This is a genomic window from Amycolatopsis sp. NPDC005961 (assembly GCF_040629235.1).
Classification (GTDB): Bacteria; Actinomycetota; Actinomycetes; order Mycobacteriales; family Pseudonocardiaceae; genus Amycolatopsis; species Amycolatopsis camponoti.
This window is the reverse complement of sequence record NZ_JBEXVF010000029.1, coordinates 56,077-70,793: the sequence shown is the minus strand read 5'-3', so window position 1 is coordinate 70,793 and position 14,717 is coordinate 56,077. Positions and strand designations below refer to the sequence as shown.

Here is a 14,717-nt window from a genome sequence, read left to right as displayed (position 1 = left end):
GTCAGGCGCCTTCGACCGCGCCGGGCGGCAGGAAGTCGACGTCGTGCAGCGCCGACAGCCGGACGACCTCCGCCGGGTCCTCGAGGTCGTGCAGCTTGTCGAAGAGCTGCGCGAGCCGCCCGGCCGGGCTCACCCAGAACAGCCCGCGGGTGATGCCTTCGCTGCGGTTGTAGTAGGCGTGCGGGAGGCCCCGCGGCATCCGCACGGTGTCGCCGGGGCCGGCGGTCGTCCACTCGCCGTCGAGGTAGAGGGTGAACACGCCCTCGAGGATGTGGATGTGCTCGTCCTGGGTCGGGTGCACGTGCGGCGGGACGCCGGTGCCGGGCGGGTCGAGCGTCTCGAACGCGAAGCTCGACTCGCTCGCCGCTTTGAGGGAGTAGGTGTGGCCGAGTACGTTCCACACCTTCCCTTCCCCCGCCGGCGTGATCCCCTTCGGCAGCGGACCCAGCACGATCTCCTCGCCGGTCATCGAACCTCCTGCTCGTCGTGGCTGATCTCGGCCAGCCGCTCCTGGACGCGGGCGTGGCGGAACTGGTAGACGCCGCCGGCCTGGCGGAGGACGCCGCGGCGGTGGGCGTCGTCGAGGAAGTGCATGAGCCGCCAGGGAAGGCGGCCGGTCGCGGCGAGCCAGACGTGGTGGACGAAGTAGTTGCCCCACGCGCGCGTCACGAGGACCGCCAGGCCGATGCCGCCGCCGAAGCACACCCCGACCACGATCGGCAGCAGGGAGTTCGGTGCCGGTGGGAACACCTGGCCGCCGGCGATCACGCCCGCGAGGCCGTAGCAGACGGCGGCGACGCCGCGGGCCATGAACCACCCGAACGCCGCGCCCGCCACCCCGCCGGCGATGCCCAGCGCCACGTCGTACCGGCCGTCCAGCACCGGCAGGAACCGCGTGTTCGCGGTGAACGCGAACGCCATCCCGTCGAACAGCCCCAGCGACACCAGGAACGAGACGGACAGCGCGATCGCCCCGGTCCGTTCGTTGCGCAGGATCGTCGCGGGGCTCGACACGCGGCTGGCGTCGACCGGTTTCGCGAGCCACACGTGCACCGCGAACACGCACCCGAACACGACGGCCAGGACCACGACCAGGCCGGCGGCCAGCGACCAGCCCAGGCCGAGCAGGCCGCCCACGACGGCACCGATCGCGAAGCGGCCGGCGAACTTCCCGGTGGCGCCGGCGAAGCGCAGTTCGGTGCGCAGCGGCTCGGGCGCGCGCCCGAAGCGGTGGGTCAGGTAGCCGGCGCCGCCGAACGAGAGGCCGTAGATCGCGGCCAGCGCCGGTCCGTCGTCCACCCAGCCGGTGACGACGAAGAACAGCGCGATCAGCGTGCCGATCAGCGCCGACCGGGTCCCGGCGGGCACCGCCCGGTAGAGCTGCCACCAGGCCAGGTCGCGGCTGCGCGCCCGCTCGAGGTGCCGGGCCAGGAAGCCCAGCCAGCGGGTCGCCTGCTCGGCCGTGTACCGCCCGGTCGGGCTGGTCTTCGGGTTCCGCCCCGGCGGCTGCGGCACCTGTGCGTAGGCGTTGGGGACGAACGAGTCGAGCAGCTGCCCTTCGAGGGCTCCCGCGTCTCCGGCCGCGAGCAGCTCCGCGGGATCCGCGCCCGGACGGCCGTAGCCGATCCGCGCGAGGTCGACCATCAACGGCGTCCGCAGCACCTGGCCCAGGGCCGTGTCCGGCTCCCGGCGCAGCCGCTCGGCCACGGGGAGCCAGCGATCGCTGCCCCGCGCGGAGAGGTAGGTGATCGCCTCCTGCCGGGCGACGGGTTCGAGCCGCACCACGGTGGCGGCGCCCAGCACCGGGCCGGCTTCGCGGGTGACCTGCTCGTACTCGGCCGACCGGGAGGTCAGCACCAGCGAGCGGCCGACCGCCATGGTCTGGTCCAGTGCGTCGAGCGCCGCGGCGCGCAGGTCGGTCGGCATCTCGTCGAGGCCGTCGAGGACCGGGACGACGTGGCCGCCGAGGACGAGCCGGGTGGGTGCGCCGGGCCCGTACTCCCGGGCGTTGAGCAGCGCCGGGTGGTTGTCGGCGAGCCGGTTCGCCAGCCACCGGTCGAGGTGCTCGCGGCGCGGATCCCAGGAGGCCAGCGAAAGCAGGACCGGGACCGGGGTGCCCGGGGCTCGGGTGCGCAGCAGCTCCAGCGTCAGCATCAGGGCGAGCACCGACTTGCCGGAGCCGGGGTCGCCGAGCACGACCAGCTGCCGCACGGGCAGCGCGGCGAACGTCTCGGCGATGTCGTCGAGGACGCCGCGCGCCGCCGGCCTTCCCGGCCGCGCGACCGCCGACCAGCGCAGGACGATCGGCTGCGGCCGGTGCAGCGACCGCAGCTCGGCTTCGGCGCGCCACTGCCACGTGACGGCTTCGGCCAGCTCGGTGACCGCGCGGTCGAGGTGGTGACGCTCCGGCGACGGCTCCGCCGGCTCGGGGTCGAGGTCGCTCGGGGTGGCCTCGGCGAGGATCTGCTCGTGGAGCCGGCGCAGGTCGGGGTTCGGGTCGACGCCGAGCTCGTCGGCCAGCCGCCGGCGCAGGCCGTGGAACACCGTCGAGGCCTCGGCGTAGCGGCCTTCTTTCGCGAGAGCGCGCATCAGGAGCAGGTGGGACAGCTCGCGCATCGGGTGCTCACCGCAGAACTCGGTCAGCTCACGGACGACCTCACCCGTTTCGCCGAGCCGCAGCCGCCATTCGGCACAGAGCTCCACGGCGTCGGCGCGCTGCTCGTCGAGCACCGCGGCCCGGCCGGCCAGGGTGGTCGTCCGCAGGCCGTCGAGCGCGGGGCCGCGCCAGAGGGCGAGCGCGGCGCGGATCTCTTCGACGGCGTCGACGAGCTTCGCCTGCCCGGCGAGTCCCCGCGCGGCCGCGACGTGCCGGCGGAACCGGAGCGAGTCGAGGTCGTCGCCGTCGGCCTGCAGGCGATACCCGGGACCGTCGGTGACGATCATCCCGCCGGTCTCGCCGAGCCGGCTCCGCAGAGCGGAAACGCAGTTGCGCACCTGCTTCACGGCCGTCGCCGGCGGCTCGTCTTCCCAGAGCGCGTCGATCATGCGCTCGACCGGCACGACGGAGTTGGGGTTGAGCAGCAGGGCGGCGAGCGCGCGCTGCTGGCGCGGGCTCGCGAGGGTGACCCGGTCCCCGTACGCCCGCACTTCCAGCGTCCCGAGAATCCGGAACCTCATCGCATCCCCCCTCGTATCCCAGGCTAGCGCCCCCCGCCGGGCTCCGGAACGCGCAGGTGAAGCCGTGGATGCCGGCGCGAGGACGAAACGAGGACGGCATCGGGAACCCTAGGGGCACGGCGAAAGAGGGGGAATGCCGGGGCGACCCGGTGGCGGGCGCGTCGTTGGGGGTCGCGCCCACCACCGGGACCGCCGCGGGTGCTTCGGCCTCCGGGCGGGCGGCGTGAGGAAGCCGCCCACCGCCCGTTCTCGGCGGCTCCCCCGCGACGCCTAGCCGGCCCGGCCGACGATGCGCAGGGCCAAGTCGCCGTACTGGTACGCCAGCTGATCGACCGAGAACTCGCCGCTGTCGTGGAACCAGTTCGCGACCCCCATGCCCATGTCGAGGATCGAGTACGACGCGAGCCGCGCCGACCGGACCGTGAAGACGCCCTCCGCCAGCCCTCGCTCGATGAGCTCGCGGAACCCGCGCTCGTACGTGCTGCGCAGGCGGAGGCCACCGGACCCTGCTGACGAGGACCGACACCGCGACCGTCCTGCGGCGCGAAACCGGCGGCGCCGACGCGGTGCTCGACTTCGTCGGCAGCGACCCGACATTGTCCCTCGCCGCGGGAGTCCTGCGTCCCGGCGGTGTGCTGGCGATCGTCGGCAGCGGCGGCGGGAAGCTCACCGTCACCAAGCCGGGTCCCCTCCCCCAGGGCGCGTCGGTCTCGCTCCCGTTCTGGGGCAGCGGCCGCGAGCTGCGCGAGGTGATCGCCCTGGCCCGAGCGGGCAGCGTCCGGGTGGAGACGGAGCAGTTCCCGCTCGGCGCGGCGGTCGAAGCCTTCGCGCGGCTTCGAGCCGGACAGGTCGGCGGCCGGGCGGTTCTCCTTCCCGGGTAGGCGAAGCCGCGCGCGGACCTCAAGGCGTGATCGCCAGTAGCATCGCGAAAATGCCGGTGAACGACGAGCTCGCCCAGAAGTTCCTCGCGGTGGACACGACCGCCCTCTGCGATGTCGACAAGACGACCAGGGTGGTGCACAGCGCGATCCGCGCCCGGTCCGCCCGCTCGCGGATCTTCGGGCCCGCCTTCACGGTCCGGTGCCGCGACGACTTCCTCGGCGTGCTCCAAGCCGTCGAATCGGCCTCGGCCGGCGACGTGATCGTCGTCGACGGTGGCGCGCGCGAGATCGCCCTCGGCGGAGAGCTGTTCGCCCGCAGCGCCCTGGCCCGGTCCCTCGGCGGCATCGTCGTGGACGGCGGCTACCGGGACATGGCCTACGTCGGCCGCTGCGAACTCCCGCTGTACAGCCGTTTCGTGACTCCGCTGTCCGGAACGTCGGCGAAGCTCGGCGAACTGCAGGTGCCGGTCACCTGCGGCGGCGTCACGGTGAACCCCGGCGACCTCGTCCTCGCCGACGGCGAAGGTCTCATCGTCGTGGCCCCGGACCGGATCGGCGATCTCCTCGACGGAGCGCTCGCGATCAAGCAGGCCGAAAACGCGGTCATCGCACGGCTCGACGCCGGAGCAACCCTCGGCGACACGTTCACCCTTGCCGAGCACGTCGCCGCGCTCGAACGGGGCGAGCCCTCCGCGCTGCGGCCCCGGCGTCAGGACTGACCGCGGTCACCGACGCTACGCACCCGGATCCCTTCAGATGCCGGACCATCCGGCCGCGGTTCAGCGAGCCAGAAGCCCGAGAACCAGCGCGAGCGGCGGCCACACCTCGCGCCCGCGACGGGTGCACGCGAAGGCGCGCTGCCGCACGTCCGGGCCCGCCAGCGGGAGCAGCGCGACCCCGGAGCGCAGGGCGCGGCCGGACGGCAGCAGGCCGACGGCGGGTGCCGGGCCGGTCGCGATGAGGTCCTCGACCAGCTCCAGGCTGTCCGCGCGGTGCGTGATGCGCGGGGTGAAGCGCGCTGTCGAGGCCAGCCTGCGGATCACGTCCTCGTCGGCGCTGTTGCGGGAGTTGACGATCCAGTCGTGGTCGCGGAACGCCTCGAAGACCGCGCCGGTGTTCTCGCCCCGCGCACGGGCCGCGTCGGCCGCCGGGACGGCGAGGCCCCACCGCGCCGTCCACAGTGGACTCACGGTGATCGCGGGGTCCGTGACGGCCGGGGCGAGGTCGTAGTCGTAGGTCAGGGCGAGGTCGATGTCGTCGGCCAGCAGCGCGGCGAAGGCCTCGTGCGGTTCGTACTCGCTGATCCGCAGGTCCACCCGCGGGTGGTGGTCGGCGAGCGCGGTGGCCGCCGGGAGCAGGGAGCGCCGCACGGCCGTGGCGAACCCGGCGACGCGCACCGTGCCGGCCGGTTCGGCGCCGGGGTCGAGGTCGGCGCGAGCGGCCTCCACGGCGGCGAGGATCGTCACGGCGTGCTCGGCCAGGCGCCGCCCGGCGGGGGTGAGCCGCACGCGGCGGCCGTCCGGCTCGAGCAGCGGCGCACCGGTTTCCTTCGCCAGCACGGCGATCTGCTGCGAGACCGTCGACGTCGTGGTGCCGAGCACGTCGGCCACCGCGCGCATCGAGCCGTGACGGGACAGCTCCAGGAGGAACCGCAACCGGCGAGTGTCCATGATTCGTGAACAGTACATCCACGATTGGCACGTGGACACGAACGGTCTGGGTCGGTTTGCTGGGTCCGTGCTCTCCTCCACCCGAACCGGCGCGGCCTTCGCGGTCGCCGCCATGCTCTGCGTCCAGCTCGGGCTCGCCGTGTCCGTCGGCCTGTTCGACCGCATCGGTCCCGAGGGCGCGGCGTGGCTGCGGCTGGCGTGGGCCGGCGTGCTGCTGCTCGTCGTCGTCCGGCCCCGGCCGTCGTCGTTCCGGCGGGCCACCTTCCTGGCCTGCTGCGGGCTGGGCGTGGTCACCGCGGGGATGACCATGCTGTTCATGGAGGCCGTCGCCCGCCTGCCGCTCGGCACGGCCAGCGCGCTGGAGTTCCTCGGCCCGCTCACCGTCGCCGTGACGCGGGGCCGCGGCGGCAAGCGGCTGTGGCCCGTGCTCGCCGCGCTCGGCGTCGTCCTGCTGACCGAACCGTGGCGAGGGGGCGCCGACCTGCTCGGCGTCGGCTACGCACTCGCGTCCGCGGTGTGCTGGGCGGCGTACATCCTGCTGACGCAACGGGTGGGCGACGAGGTGGCGGGCGTGCGCGGGCTCGCCGTGTCGATGCCGGTGGCCGGGATCGTGGCGACGCTCGCCTACGGGCCCGACGTGTTCGGGCACCTGACCGGGGAGCTGCTGCTCGTCGGCCTCGGGCTCGCGATCCTGCTGCCGGTGGTCCCGTTCAGCCTGGAGATGCTCGCGCTGCGACGGCTGAACACCTCGGCGTTCGGGACGCTGATGAGCCTGGAACCGGCCATCGCCCTGACGATCGGGTTCGTCGTGCTCCACCAGGTCCCGAACCCCGGCGCGGCGGCCGGCGTGCTGTTCGTCGTGGCGGCCGGGGTCGGCGCGGAGCGGACCGGCGCGCGGCAGCCGGCCGGGCAGGTCGTTTTGTAGCACAATCTCTCCCTGTATCGTCCGGCCGGTGAAGCGAGGGGAACCGTGACCGACCCGGCCGGTGCGCAGACCGCGCCGGAGCGGGTCGCGAGGGCGCTGCGGGACGAGCTGCTGGACGGCGTCCACCCGGTCGGCACCCGGTTCCGCGAAGAGGACCTGGCGGAGCGCTTCGACGTCGGCCGGCACACGATCCGTTCGGGGCTGCGGTTGCTCGTCGAACGCGGCCTGGTGACCCACGAGCGCCACCGGGGTGCGGTCGTCGCGCCCCTGAGCAGGCGGCGCATCGACGAGGTCTTCGACTACCGCAAGGTCCTGGAGCTCGGCGCCCTGCGCATGGCCTTGGCCGCGGGCGCCGACCTCGGCCCCGTGCTGACCGAGGTGGAGCGGCTCGAGGCACTGGCCCGGCAGGCACCGAGCCCGCCGTGGCGCGAGCTGACCGGCGCGCACAGCGCCATCCACCGGTCGATCGTCGCGGCCGCGGGCAACCGGCACCTCCTGGACGGCTACGAGCGGTGCGAGGACGAGGTCCGGCTGCTGCTCACCTTCGTCCGGCCGGACTTCGACGCCGCGCGCCTGGCCGCGGTCCACCGCGACCTGGTCGAGAAGCTCCAGCGGGGCGGGGAAGCCGCGGCCGGCGCGCTCACCGAGGACATCGACCACACGGGCCGGGCCGCGTTGCTGGCCGCGCTGCGGCGCGCCGAGGAAAGCGCCCGCCTGCTCGGCCGCTGACGAAGCCGGTCCTGGCCACTGTGACGTCGCCGGCCCGAGGGCACGATCGGCTGGTTGAAAAGGCATTCCCCGGGGTTCGCGAGCACCTCGTGGACACCGCTTGTTAACTTCAGACGTGGGCACGCAGCAGGTGGAGGGGACGGTCGGCACGTGAGCAACCCGTTGGTCGCGGAGACGAAGGATTCGACGACGGCGTACTCGGGGATCTCCCTGCTGGAGTCCGCGGCCGATCTGAAGTCCGCGATCGAGAGCGGTGACTGGGCCTCGGTGGCGATGGGCGCGGTCGGCACCGCCCTGGACGCCCTCTCCATGGCCATGGACCCGTTCGGGGCGATCCTCGCCGCCGGGGTCGCCTGGCTGATGGAGCACGTCGGCCCCTTGAAGGAAGCGCTCAACGGCCTGACCGGCAACGCCGACGAGATCGCCGCCCAATCCGAGACGTGGAAGAACGTCGCCACCGAACTGGGCAGTGTCGGGGAAGACCTGGCCGCGATGGTCAAGGCCGACACCGCGTCCTGGACCGGGAACGCCGGCGACACCTACCGCCAGCGCGCCCAAGACACCGTCACCTTGCTCGAAACCGCGCAGAAAGGCTGCGAAGGCGCCTCCAGCGGTGTGAAGACCGCCGGTGAAGTCGTCGCCGCGGTCCGGGCACTGGTGCGCGACATCATCGCCGAGCTGATCGGGCACCTCATCAGCTGGGCACTGCAGGTGATCTTCACCCTCGGCATCGGCCTCACCTGGGTCGTCCCGCAGGTCATCGGCGCCGTCGCGAAGACCGCGTCGAAGATCGCCGACCTGGTCAAGCGGCTGGTCACCGCGTTGAAGGCACTCGTCCCGCTGCTCAAGCGCGCCGGCGACCTCTTCGGCGACGCGGCCAAGGCGTTGAAGAACATCAAGCCGGGCAAGGCCGCGCCGCCGCCCAAGCACGCCGACATCAAGGGCAACCCCAAGGACCTGGGCGGCCCCAAGGGCAAGGGCGGGCCGGACGCGCCGCCGCCGAAGACCGACCCGCCGCCGACGCCGAAGGGCGGCGACGGGAACACCACGCCGTCGGGAGCCAAGGGCGATGGCGACGGCACCCACTCGTCGGGTGCGGACGCGCCGCCGAAGACCGACCCGCCCCCCGCGTCGAAGGGCCCGGACGACACGCCGAAGAGCCCCGACCCCACGCCCCCACCGGCGTCGAAGGGCCCGGACGGGAACACCACGCCCTCGAGCACGCCGAAGGGCGACCCCAAGGGCGACGGGTCCCGGATCAAGGACAACAACGCCAAACCCGACGAGCACACCACCCAGACGAAGGACAAGACCGACTGCGGCGACCCGATCGACGTCGCGACCGGCGCCGTGATGCTGGTGCAGGAGGACGTCTCGCTGCCCGGCGCGCTGCCGCTCGTCATCGAGCGGACGCACCTGTCGACCTACCGGGCGGGCCGGCTGTTCGGCCCGACGTGGGCCTCGACCCTGGACGAGCGGCTCGAGGTGGAGCCGGACGGGCTGCACCTGGCCCTGTCCGACGGCACGCTGCTGCGCTACCCGGTCCCGCGCGGGGTCGAGGCCGTGGTGCCGGAGAGCGGCCCGTACCTGGCGCTGCGCCGGGTCCGCCACGGCTTCATCGTCGCCGACCCGCAGTCCGACCGCATGCGCTACTTCGCCGCCCCGCGCGGCGAAACCACGCTGCCGCTGCGCGCGGTCGTGGACGGCGCGGGCAACCGGATCGTGCTGCGCCACCGCGACGGCGTCCCGGTGGCGATCGAGCACTCCGGCGGCTACCGCGTCGAGATCGACAGCGCTGACGGCCTGGTCACGGCGTTGCGCACCGCGGGTGCGCCGGTCCCGCTGGCCGAATACAGCTACGACTCCGCGCGCCGGCTGGTCGAGTTCGTCGACGCCGTCGGCACCCCGCAGAAGTTCACCTACGACGCCGACGGCAGGCTGACGCGCTGGGACGACGTCAACGGCCGCTGGTACGGCTACGGCTACGACTCCCAGGGGCGCTGCGTGCGCGCCCAGGGCACCGGCGGCTACCTGAACACCGCGCTGGCCTACGAGCCCGGCGTCACGACCGTCACCGACTCGCTCGGCGCCGTCACCCGCTACCGGCTGGACGAGCGGATGCGGGTGATCGGGCAGACCGACGCGCTGGGCAACAGCACCAGCGCCGAGCGGGACCGCTTCGGGCGCGTCGTCGCCGAGACCGACGAGCTCGGCCACGTCACGCGCTGGGACTACGACGAGATCGGCAACCTCGTCGCGGTGACGCGGCCCGACGGCGGCCGCGTGGTGTACGCCTACGACGAGCGGCACCGGCCCATCGCGGTCACCGGTCCGGACGGCGGCGTGTGGCGGTACGAATACGACCGGCGCGGCAGCCTCGCCCGCACCGTCGACCCGGCCGGCGCGGCGACCTCTTACACCTACGATCCCTTCACCGGCACCGTGGACTCGGTGACCGACGCCCTCGGCGGAGTCACCCGGATCCAGTCCAACGCCGCCGGGCTCCCCCTGCTCGTCACCGAGCCGGACGGCGCCGTGTGGCGCTACGGCTACGACGCGCTCGGCAACATCACCAGCGAGACCGACCCGGCGGGCAACACCAGCACCGTGGTCCGCGACGCCGCCGGCAACCCCGTGCAGACGCGCGACGCCGACGGCGCGGTCGAGCGGTTCGCGTCGACGGCGCGCGGCAGCTTCGAGGAGCGCACGGACGCGCGCGGCGGCGTCAGCCGCATCGAGTACGCCCAGTTCGACGTGCCGGTCAGCGAGCGGGCGCCGGACGGCGGCACGCTGAAGTACGGCTACGACACCGAACTGCGGCTCACCTCGGTCACCAACGAGCGCGGCCTGGTCTGGCGCTACGAGTACGACGCGGCGGGCCGGAAGATCGGCGAGACCGACTACAACGGGCGCGTCCTGCGCTACGGCTACGACGCCGCGGGGCGGCTGGTGCGCCGCACCAACGGCGCCGGGCAGACCATCACCTTCGAACGGGACAGCGTGGGCCGGGTCGTGCGGCGCAGCAGCGCCGACGAGGTCGTCGTGTTCACCTACGACGAGGCCGACCGGATGCTCACGGCGGCCAACGCGCACACCGAGGTCCGGTTCACCTACGACGCGCTCGGCCGCGTGCTGTCCGAGTCGATCAACGGCCGGGTCGTGCACTCCCGGTACGACGCGCTCGGCCGCCGCGTCGGCCGCCGGACGCCCTCGGGCGCGGAGTCGGTGGTCGGCTACGACGTCGCCGCCCGCCCGACCGTGCTGGCCACCGCCGGGCGCACGCTGCGGTTCGGCTACGACGCCGCGGGCCGGGAAACCGTGCGCAGCCTGCAGGGCGGCGCCGGGCCGGTGGCCGAGCTGCGCCAGGACTGGACGCCCACCGGGCAGCTGTCGGCGCAGACGGTGCTCCGCGGCGCGGAAACCGTGCAGCGGCGCGAATACGGCTACCTGCCCGACGGCTACCTCGCCGGCGTCACCGACCTGATCTCCGGGCAGCGCACCCTCGACGTCGACGCCGCCGGACGGGTCCGTGCCGTGCGCGGTCCGCGGTGGCAGGAGAACTACGACTACGACGTGACCGGCGCCGTCACCGGGGCCGGCTGGTCCGGCGCGCCCCAGGCCGGCGGGCCCCGCACCTACACCGGCACCCTGCTCACCGCCGCGGGCCCCACCGCCTACCGCCACGACGGGGAAGGCCGCGTCGTCGCGCGCGAGCGCGGCGGGCAGCGCTGGACCTACGAGTGGAGCGCGGAAAACCGGCTGCTCGGCGTGCGCACGCCGGACGGCGCGGTGTGGCGCTACCGCTACGACCCGTTCGGCCGCCGGGTCGCCAAGCAGCGCCTGGACGCCACCGGCGGAGTCGCCGAGCAGGTCGAGTTCGCCTGGGACGGGCAGGTACCGGCCGAGCAGGTCCACAGTGGACCGGGACGGCCGCCGGTCGCCACGGTGTGGGAGTACGCGCCCGGCTCACCGCTGGCGCTCACGCAGACCGAACGCGTCCTCGGCGCGGGCGGCGGGGACCGGTTCCACGCGATCGTCCCCGACCTGGTCGGGGCGCCCGCGGAGCTGGTCGACGACACCGGGGCCCTGGCCGGTCACCTGCACACGGCGTTGTGGGGCCCGCGGGTCTCGGCCGGTGGCACGGCGAGCACCCCGCTGCGGTTCCCGGGCCAGTACCACGACCCCGAGACCGGGCTGCACTACAACCGGTACCGCTACTACGATCCCGAGACCGGGCGGTTCCTCACCCACGACCCGCTGGGCCTGACCCCGTCGCCGGACTCGCTGGCCTACGTCGGCAACCCGACCGCGATGACCGACCCGCTCGGCCTGGGCCCGACGCGGACCACGCCCTGTGCGGCCGCGGCCGCCAAGGCCCAGGCCCACCCCTACGCCCGGGGGAACTCCGGGCCGTCGACGAGCAAGCGCAAGTACCCGGAGGGCACCTACGGCGACCGGAACGCCGAGCGCAAGCGCCTCGACGACAAGCACGACTACAAGATCGACGGGGACAAGACGCACCAGTCCGAGCACGCCGCCGGTTACGACATCCTGGCCGACAACGGCGCCGCCAAGGGCTCGCGCAAGGACAAGGACAGCAAACCGCTGGAGAACAACGCCAACGCGTACTACGAGGACTACGCCAACCACCGGTACCACCCGGGCACGGGCAAGGGCGGCGCCAACCACGAATCCGGCTTCACCAAGGGCGACGTCCGGGACGCGCCCAAGACGAAGGACGACGACAGCCTCGGTTACAACGACCGCCTCGGCTCGTACCGGAACGCGCAGCGCAACGCCATCGAGGCCAACGACCCGAGCACCGCGGTCCAGCTCAACCAGCTCGGTTACGGGCACCAGCAGGGCTTCCACAAGAACGTGGACGGGACCGACGCCACCCACAGCTTCTCGGACCAGGTCTACCACGGGAACGACAAGAACCACGTCCACCACGAGGACCACCCGCTGTACGACAAGGACACCGCGGACGCGGCGAAGGCCGAACAGGACCGGCGCGATGCCATCAAGGCCGACCCGAACCACCCGGACCGGAAGGCCTACGACGACGAGCAGAAGCGGCTGGACATCGCCGACGACTCGTACCACAAGATGGTCGACGACATGCACTCCAGCGGCGAGGGCATGCGGTACAACCCGCAGGCCGGCGCGGCCACGCCGGCGGGCGGCCACACGGTGCCCGGCACCGACCACGTGACCACCAAGCCGATCGACAAGTGGGACGCGGCCGAGATGCACGGCGCGCGCGACGCGGCGCGCACCGGCGAATGGCCGGGCTACGGCGGCTTCTACAAGAACCCGACCGCCGAAGACTGGGCGGCCCTCGAGCGCGGCGACCTCGACCCGCCGTCGCTCAAGAACATCAAGGACGACGACATGATGGACCTCACCCCGTGAGCGCCGCGCCGGGCACCGGCCGGTGACCGCTCCGGACGCCGCCGTCCTGCCGGACGTGCTCGACGAAGACCTGCGCGTGGTGTTCGTCGGCATCAACCCCGGCTTGACGTCGGCGGCGGCCGGGCACAGCTTCCACACGCCGGGCAACCGGTTCTGGCCCGCGCTGCACCGCGCGGGGTTCACGCCCCGGCAGCTGCGCGCGGAGGAGGAACGGCTCCTGCTGGGCTGGGGGCTGGGCATCACCAGCATCGTGCGCCGCCCGACGGCCCGCGCCGCGCAGCTGTCGCGCGACGAGCTCGTCGCGGGCGGCCGGGACCTGGCCGAACGCGTCGGGGCGATCCGGCCGCGGTGGCTGGCGATGCTGGGCGTCACCGGCTACCGGGCGGCGTTCGGGCTCCCGCGCGCCCGGCTCGGCCCGCAGGACGCGACGATCGGCGGCGCGCGCGTGTGGGTCGTGCCCAACCCCAGCGGCCTCAACGCCCACTTCCCGCCCCGGGCGCTGGCCGTCGAGTTCGCCCGGATGCGCGTCGCCGCCGGCGTGCCCGACCGCTCCGGCATCCTCGGCGACGGCCCGTTCCCGGATTCCGCGCCTCGCTGATCGAGGACGTTCAGCGAGGCGAGAGCCGAACTCCTGCGGAACTGTGCGGCAGGACAACCGAATCCGAATATCCACTGTGGACATCGGGCGCACCGAGCTTCTCACCCTTGCGATAGCCGCCGAAGATCAGTCCGAGCACCAGGATGGCGAGGATGACCAGCAGGACCCACAGCCACACGGACTTGCGCACGAAGCTTCCCCTTCTCGGAGATCCGACCACGTAGGCCGATCACGGTACCGCCGCGCCCGCTTGACCGCGCAGCGGAGTGGGTAACCTTCCCGCCATGGGCGCATGGGGCAGACGACTGGTCGCGATCGCGGCGGCAGTGGTTCTTTTGGCCGTGGCGGTACTCGTCGCGTCGGCGGTTCACCTGTTACCCCAGCTGCGCAACCCGTTCGCCGAAAAGACCGAAGAGCGCTCCGGTCCGGTGCTGCTGCAGTCGATCGTCGAGCTGTCGCGCTACGAGGCGGCGAGCGGGTCGTTCCAGGTGGTCGTGGACATCAAGACCAGCTCGATCCTGCCCAGCTTCCTCGCGGGCAGCGACACGCTGTTCATCGGTGTCGGCACGGACAACGCCTACGTGGACTTTTCGCGGCTGAAGGGCAACGCGGTCCAGGTCTCCGACGACCGCCTGTCCGCCACGATCACCTTGGCGCACGCCCAGCTCGAGCCGGCGACCCTGGACACCAAGGAGTCCTACGTCTACGCGCAGCAGCAGGGCCTGTTCACCCGGATCAACGACTTCCTCAGCGGGAACCCGAACTCGCAGCAGGCGCTCTACCAGCTCGCCCAGAAGCAGATCGAGGGCGCGGCCGCGAAGAGCACGCTGATCGCCGACGCGGAGCGGAACACGAAGGCGATGCTGGTCGGCCTGCTGCAGTCGCTCGGCTTCAAGAACGTCACGGTGAACTACGCCGACAACACCGGCTGACCGGGACGCCCGGTCACCGGTGCAGGCGCTGCGGCCAATCCTCCGGGACCCGTTCGGCCGGCCCCGGCGCGGTCTGGGTGAGCGGGTGGTGCGCCGGGGCGGCGAGCTCCGGGCCGGACTCGTACATCACCTGCTCGCCGTAGTCCCAGAACCACTCTTCGCCGGGCTCGAAGCTGCGCACGAAACGGTGCCCCGCGGCCGCCGCGTGGGCGCTCGCGTGCTGACCGGGCGAGGAGTCGCAGCACCCGATGTGGCCGCACTCCCCGCACCGGCGAAGGTGGAACCACCAGCCCTGCGGGTCCGCGGCGTCGCAGTCCGCACAGCCCGTGCCGCTGGGCGGTACCGAGGGGTCTACGCCTTGCATGCGAACTCCTTCGCTCGGAGGCGGCG

General features: G+C 73.1%; 13 protein-coding genes. 7 read left to right on the top strand and 6 right to left on the bottom strand.

The features are described 5' to 3' along the window. Position 1 precedes the first annotated feature (1 nt). The 3 genes from ABZ342_RS25250 to ABZ342_RS25240 all read right to left on the bottom strand — a co-directional run bounded on the left by ABZ342_RS25250 (position 2) and on the right by ABZ342_RS25240 (position 3,774). On the bottom strand, positions 2 to 469 hold the full coding sequence (locus tag ABZ342_RS25250; protein ID WP_155546994.1) for a cupin domain-containing protein: 468 nt from the start codon (positions 467 to 469) through the stop codon (positions 2 to 4). Beyond that, positions 466 to 3,177: a BTAD domain-containing putative transcriptional regulator gene (locus tag ABZ342_RS25245; protein WP_360477482.1), complete on the bottom strand. Its 2,712-nt coding sequence runs from the start codon at positions 3,175 to 3,177 to the stop codon at positions 466 to 468. Before ABZ342_RS25245 ends, ABZ342_RS25250 begins: the two co-directional genes overlap by 4 nt. A gap of 270 nt (positions 3,178 to 3,447) precedes the next feature. Further along, a complete protein-coding gene (locus ABZ342_RS25240) occupies positions 3,448 to 3,774 on the bottom strand; it encodes a hypothetical protein (RefSeq protein ID WP_360477479.1) in 327 nt (108 codons plus the stop codon). Here ABZ342_RS25240 and ABZ342_RS25235 point away from each other — a divergent pair. Then, positions 3,684 to 4,058 carry a zinc-binding dehydrogenase gene (locus ABZ342_RS25235; RefSeq protein WP_360477528.1) on the top strand — a complete coding sequence of 125 codons (375 nt, stop codon included), beginning with the start codon at positions 3,684 to 3,686 and terminating at the stop codon, positions 4,056 to 4,058. The two genes, ABZ342_RS25240 and ABZ342_RS25235, sit on opposite strands and share 91 nt — an antisense overlap. A gap of 50 nt (positions 4,059 to 4,108) precedes the next feature. Further along, complete coding sequence (locus tag ABZ342_RS25230; protein WP_360477476.1) at positions 4,109 to 4,777, top strand: RraA family protein; 669 nt, start codon at positions 4,109 to 4,111, stop codon at positions 4,775 to 4,777. A gap of 60 nt (positions 4,778 to 4,837) precedes the next feature. Here the strand turns inward: ABZ342_RS25230 and ABZ342_RS25225 are convergent, their stop codons facing one another. Next, positions 4,838 to 5,728 carry a LysR family transcriptional regulator gene (locus ABZ342_RS25225; RefSeq protein ID WP_155546965.1) on the bottom strand — a complete coding sequence of 297 codons (891 nt, stop codon included), beginning with the start codon at positions 5,726 to 5,728 and terminating at the stop codon, positions 4,838 to 4,840. A gap of 67 nt (positions 5,729 to 5,795) precedes the next feature. On the opposite strand from ABZ342_RS25225, the gene ABZ342_RS25220 reads away from it, so the two are divergent. The 4 genes from ABZ342_RS25220 (at position 5,796) to mug (ending at position 13,395) form a co-directional block, all read left to right on the top strand. Further along, positions 5,796 to 6,653 carry an EamA family transporter gene (locus ABZ342_RS25220; protein ID WP_360477472.1) on the top strand — a complete coding sequence of 286 codons (858 nt, stop codon included), beginning with the start codon at positions 5,796 to 5,798 and terminating at the stop codon, positions 6,651 to 6,653. Positions 6,654 to 6,698: 45 nt separating this feature from the next. Next, positions 6,699 to 7,382 (top strand): GntR family transcriptional regulator, encoded by a 684-nt coding sequence (locus ABZ342_RS25215; protein ID WP_360477469.1) that lies wholly within the window; start codon positions 6,699 to 6,701, stop codon positions 7,380 to 7,382. A 150-nt stretch (positions 7,383 to 7,532) separates the two neighbouring features. Beyond that, on the top strand, positions 7,533 to 12,797 hold the full coding sequence (locus ABZ342_RS25210; RefSeq protein WP_360477466.1) for an RHS repeat-associated core domain-containing protein: 5,265 nt from the start codon (positions 7,533 to 7,535) through the stop codon (positions 12,795 to 12,797). Positions 12,798 to 12,819: 22 nt separating this feature from the next. Further along, entirely contained in the window at positions 12,820 to 13,395 is a 576-nt protein-coding gene (gene mug, locus ABZ342_RS25205) for a G/U mismatch-specific DNA glycosylase (protein ID WP_360477463.1), read from the top strand. A 10-nt stretch (positions 13,396 to 13,405) separates the two neighbouring features. Here mug and ABZ342_RS25200 read toward each other — a convergent pair whose 3' ends face one another. Next, entirely contained in the window at positions 13,406 to 13,585 is a 180-nt protein-coding gene (locus ABZ342_RS25200) for a hypothetical protein (RefSeq protein ID WP_360477460.1), read from the bottom strand. 94 nt (positions 13,586 to 13,679) lie between these two features. Here ABZ342_RS25200 and ABZ342_RS25195 point away from each other — a divergent pair, with 94 nt between their 5' ends. Beyond that, complete coding sequence (locus ABZ342_RS25195; RefSeq protein ID WP_196425666.1) at positions 13,680 to 14,327, top strand: DUF4230 domain-containing protein; 648 nt, start codon at positions 13,680 to 13,682, stop codon at positions 14,325 to 14,327. A 13-nt stretch (positions 14,328 to 14,340) separates the two neighbouring features. Here the strand turns inward: ABZ342_RS25195 and ABZ342_RS25190 are convergent, their stop codons facing one another. Next, on the bottom strand, positions 14,341 to 14,691 hold the full coding sequence (locus ABZ342_RS25190) for a UBP-type zinc finger domain-containing protein (RefSeq protein WP_360477456.1): 351 nt from the start codon (positions 14,689 to 14,691) through the stop codon (positions 14,341 to 14,343). Between the last annotated feature and the right edge of the window lie 26 nt (positions 14,692 to 14,717).

Excerpts from the sequence above, each read along its gene's own strand:
- ABZ342_RS25250 (WP_155546994.1), bottom strand. The coding sequence starts at position 469 with ATGACCGGCGAGGAGATCGTGCTGGGTCCGCTGCCGAAGGGGATCACG.
- ABZ342_RS25245 (WP_360477482.1), bottom strand. The coding sequence starts at position 3,177 with ATGAGGTTCCGGATTCTCGGGACGCTGGAAGTGCGGGCGTACGGGGAC.
- ABZ342_RS25240 (WP_360477479.1), bottom strand. The coding sequence starts at position 3,774 with ATGTCGGGTCGCTGCCGACGAAGTCGAGCACCGCGTCGGCGCCGCCGG.
- ABZ342_RS25230 (WP_360477476.1), top strand. The coding sequence starts at position 4,109 with ATGCCGGTGAACGACGAGCTCGCCCAGAAGTTCCTCGCGGTGGACACG.
- ABZ342_RS25225 (WP_155546965.1), bottom strand. The coding sequence starts at position 5,728 with ATGGACACTCGCCGGTTGCGGTTCCTCCTGGAGCTGTCCCGTCACGGC.
- ABZ342_RS25195 (WP_196425666.1), top strand. The coding sequence starts at position 13,680 with ATGGGCGCATGGGGCAGACGACTGGTCGCGATCGCGGCGGCAGTGGTT.
- ABZ342_RS25190 (WP_360477456.1), bottom strand. The coding sequence starts at position 14,691 with ATGCAAGGCGTAGACCCCTCGGTACCGCCCAGCGGCACGGGCTGTGCG.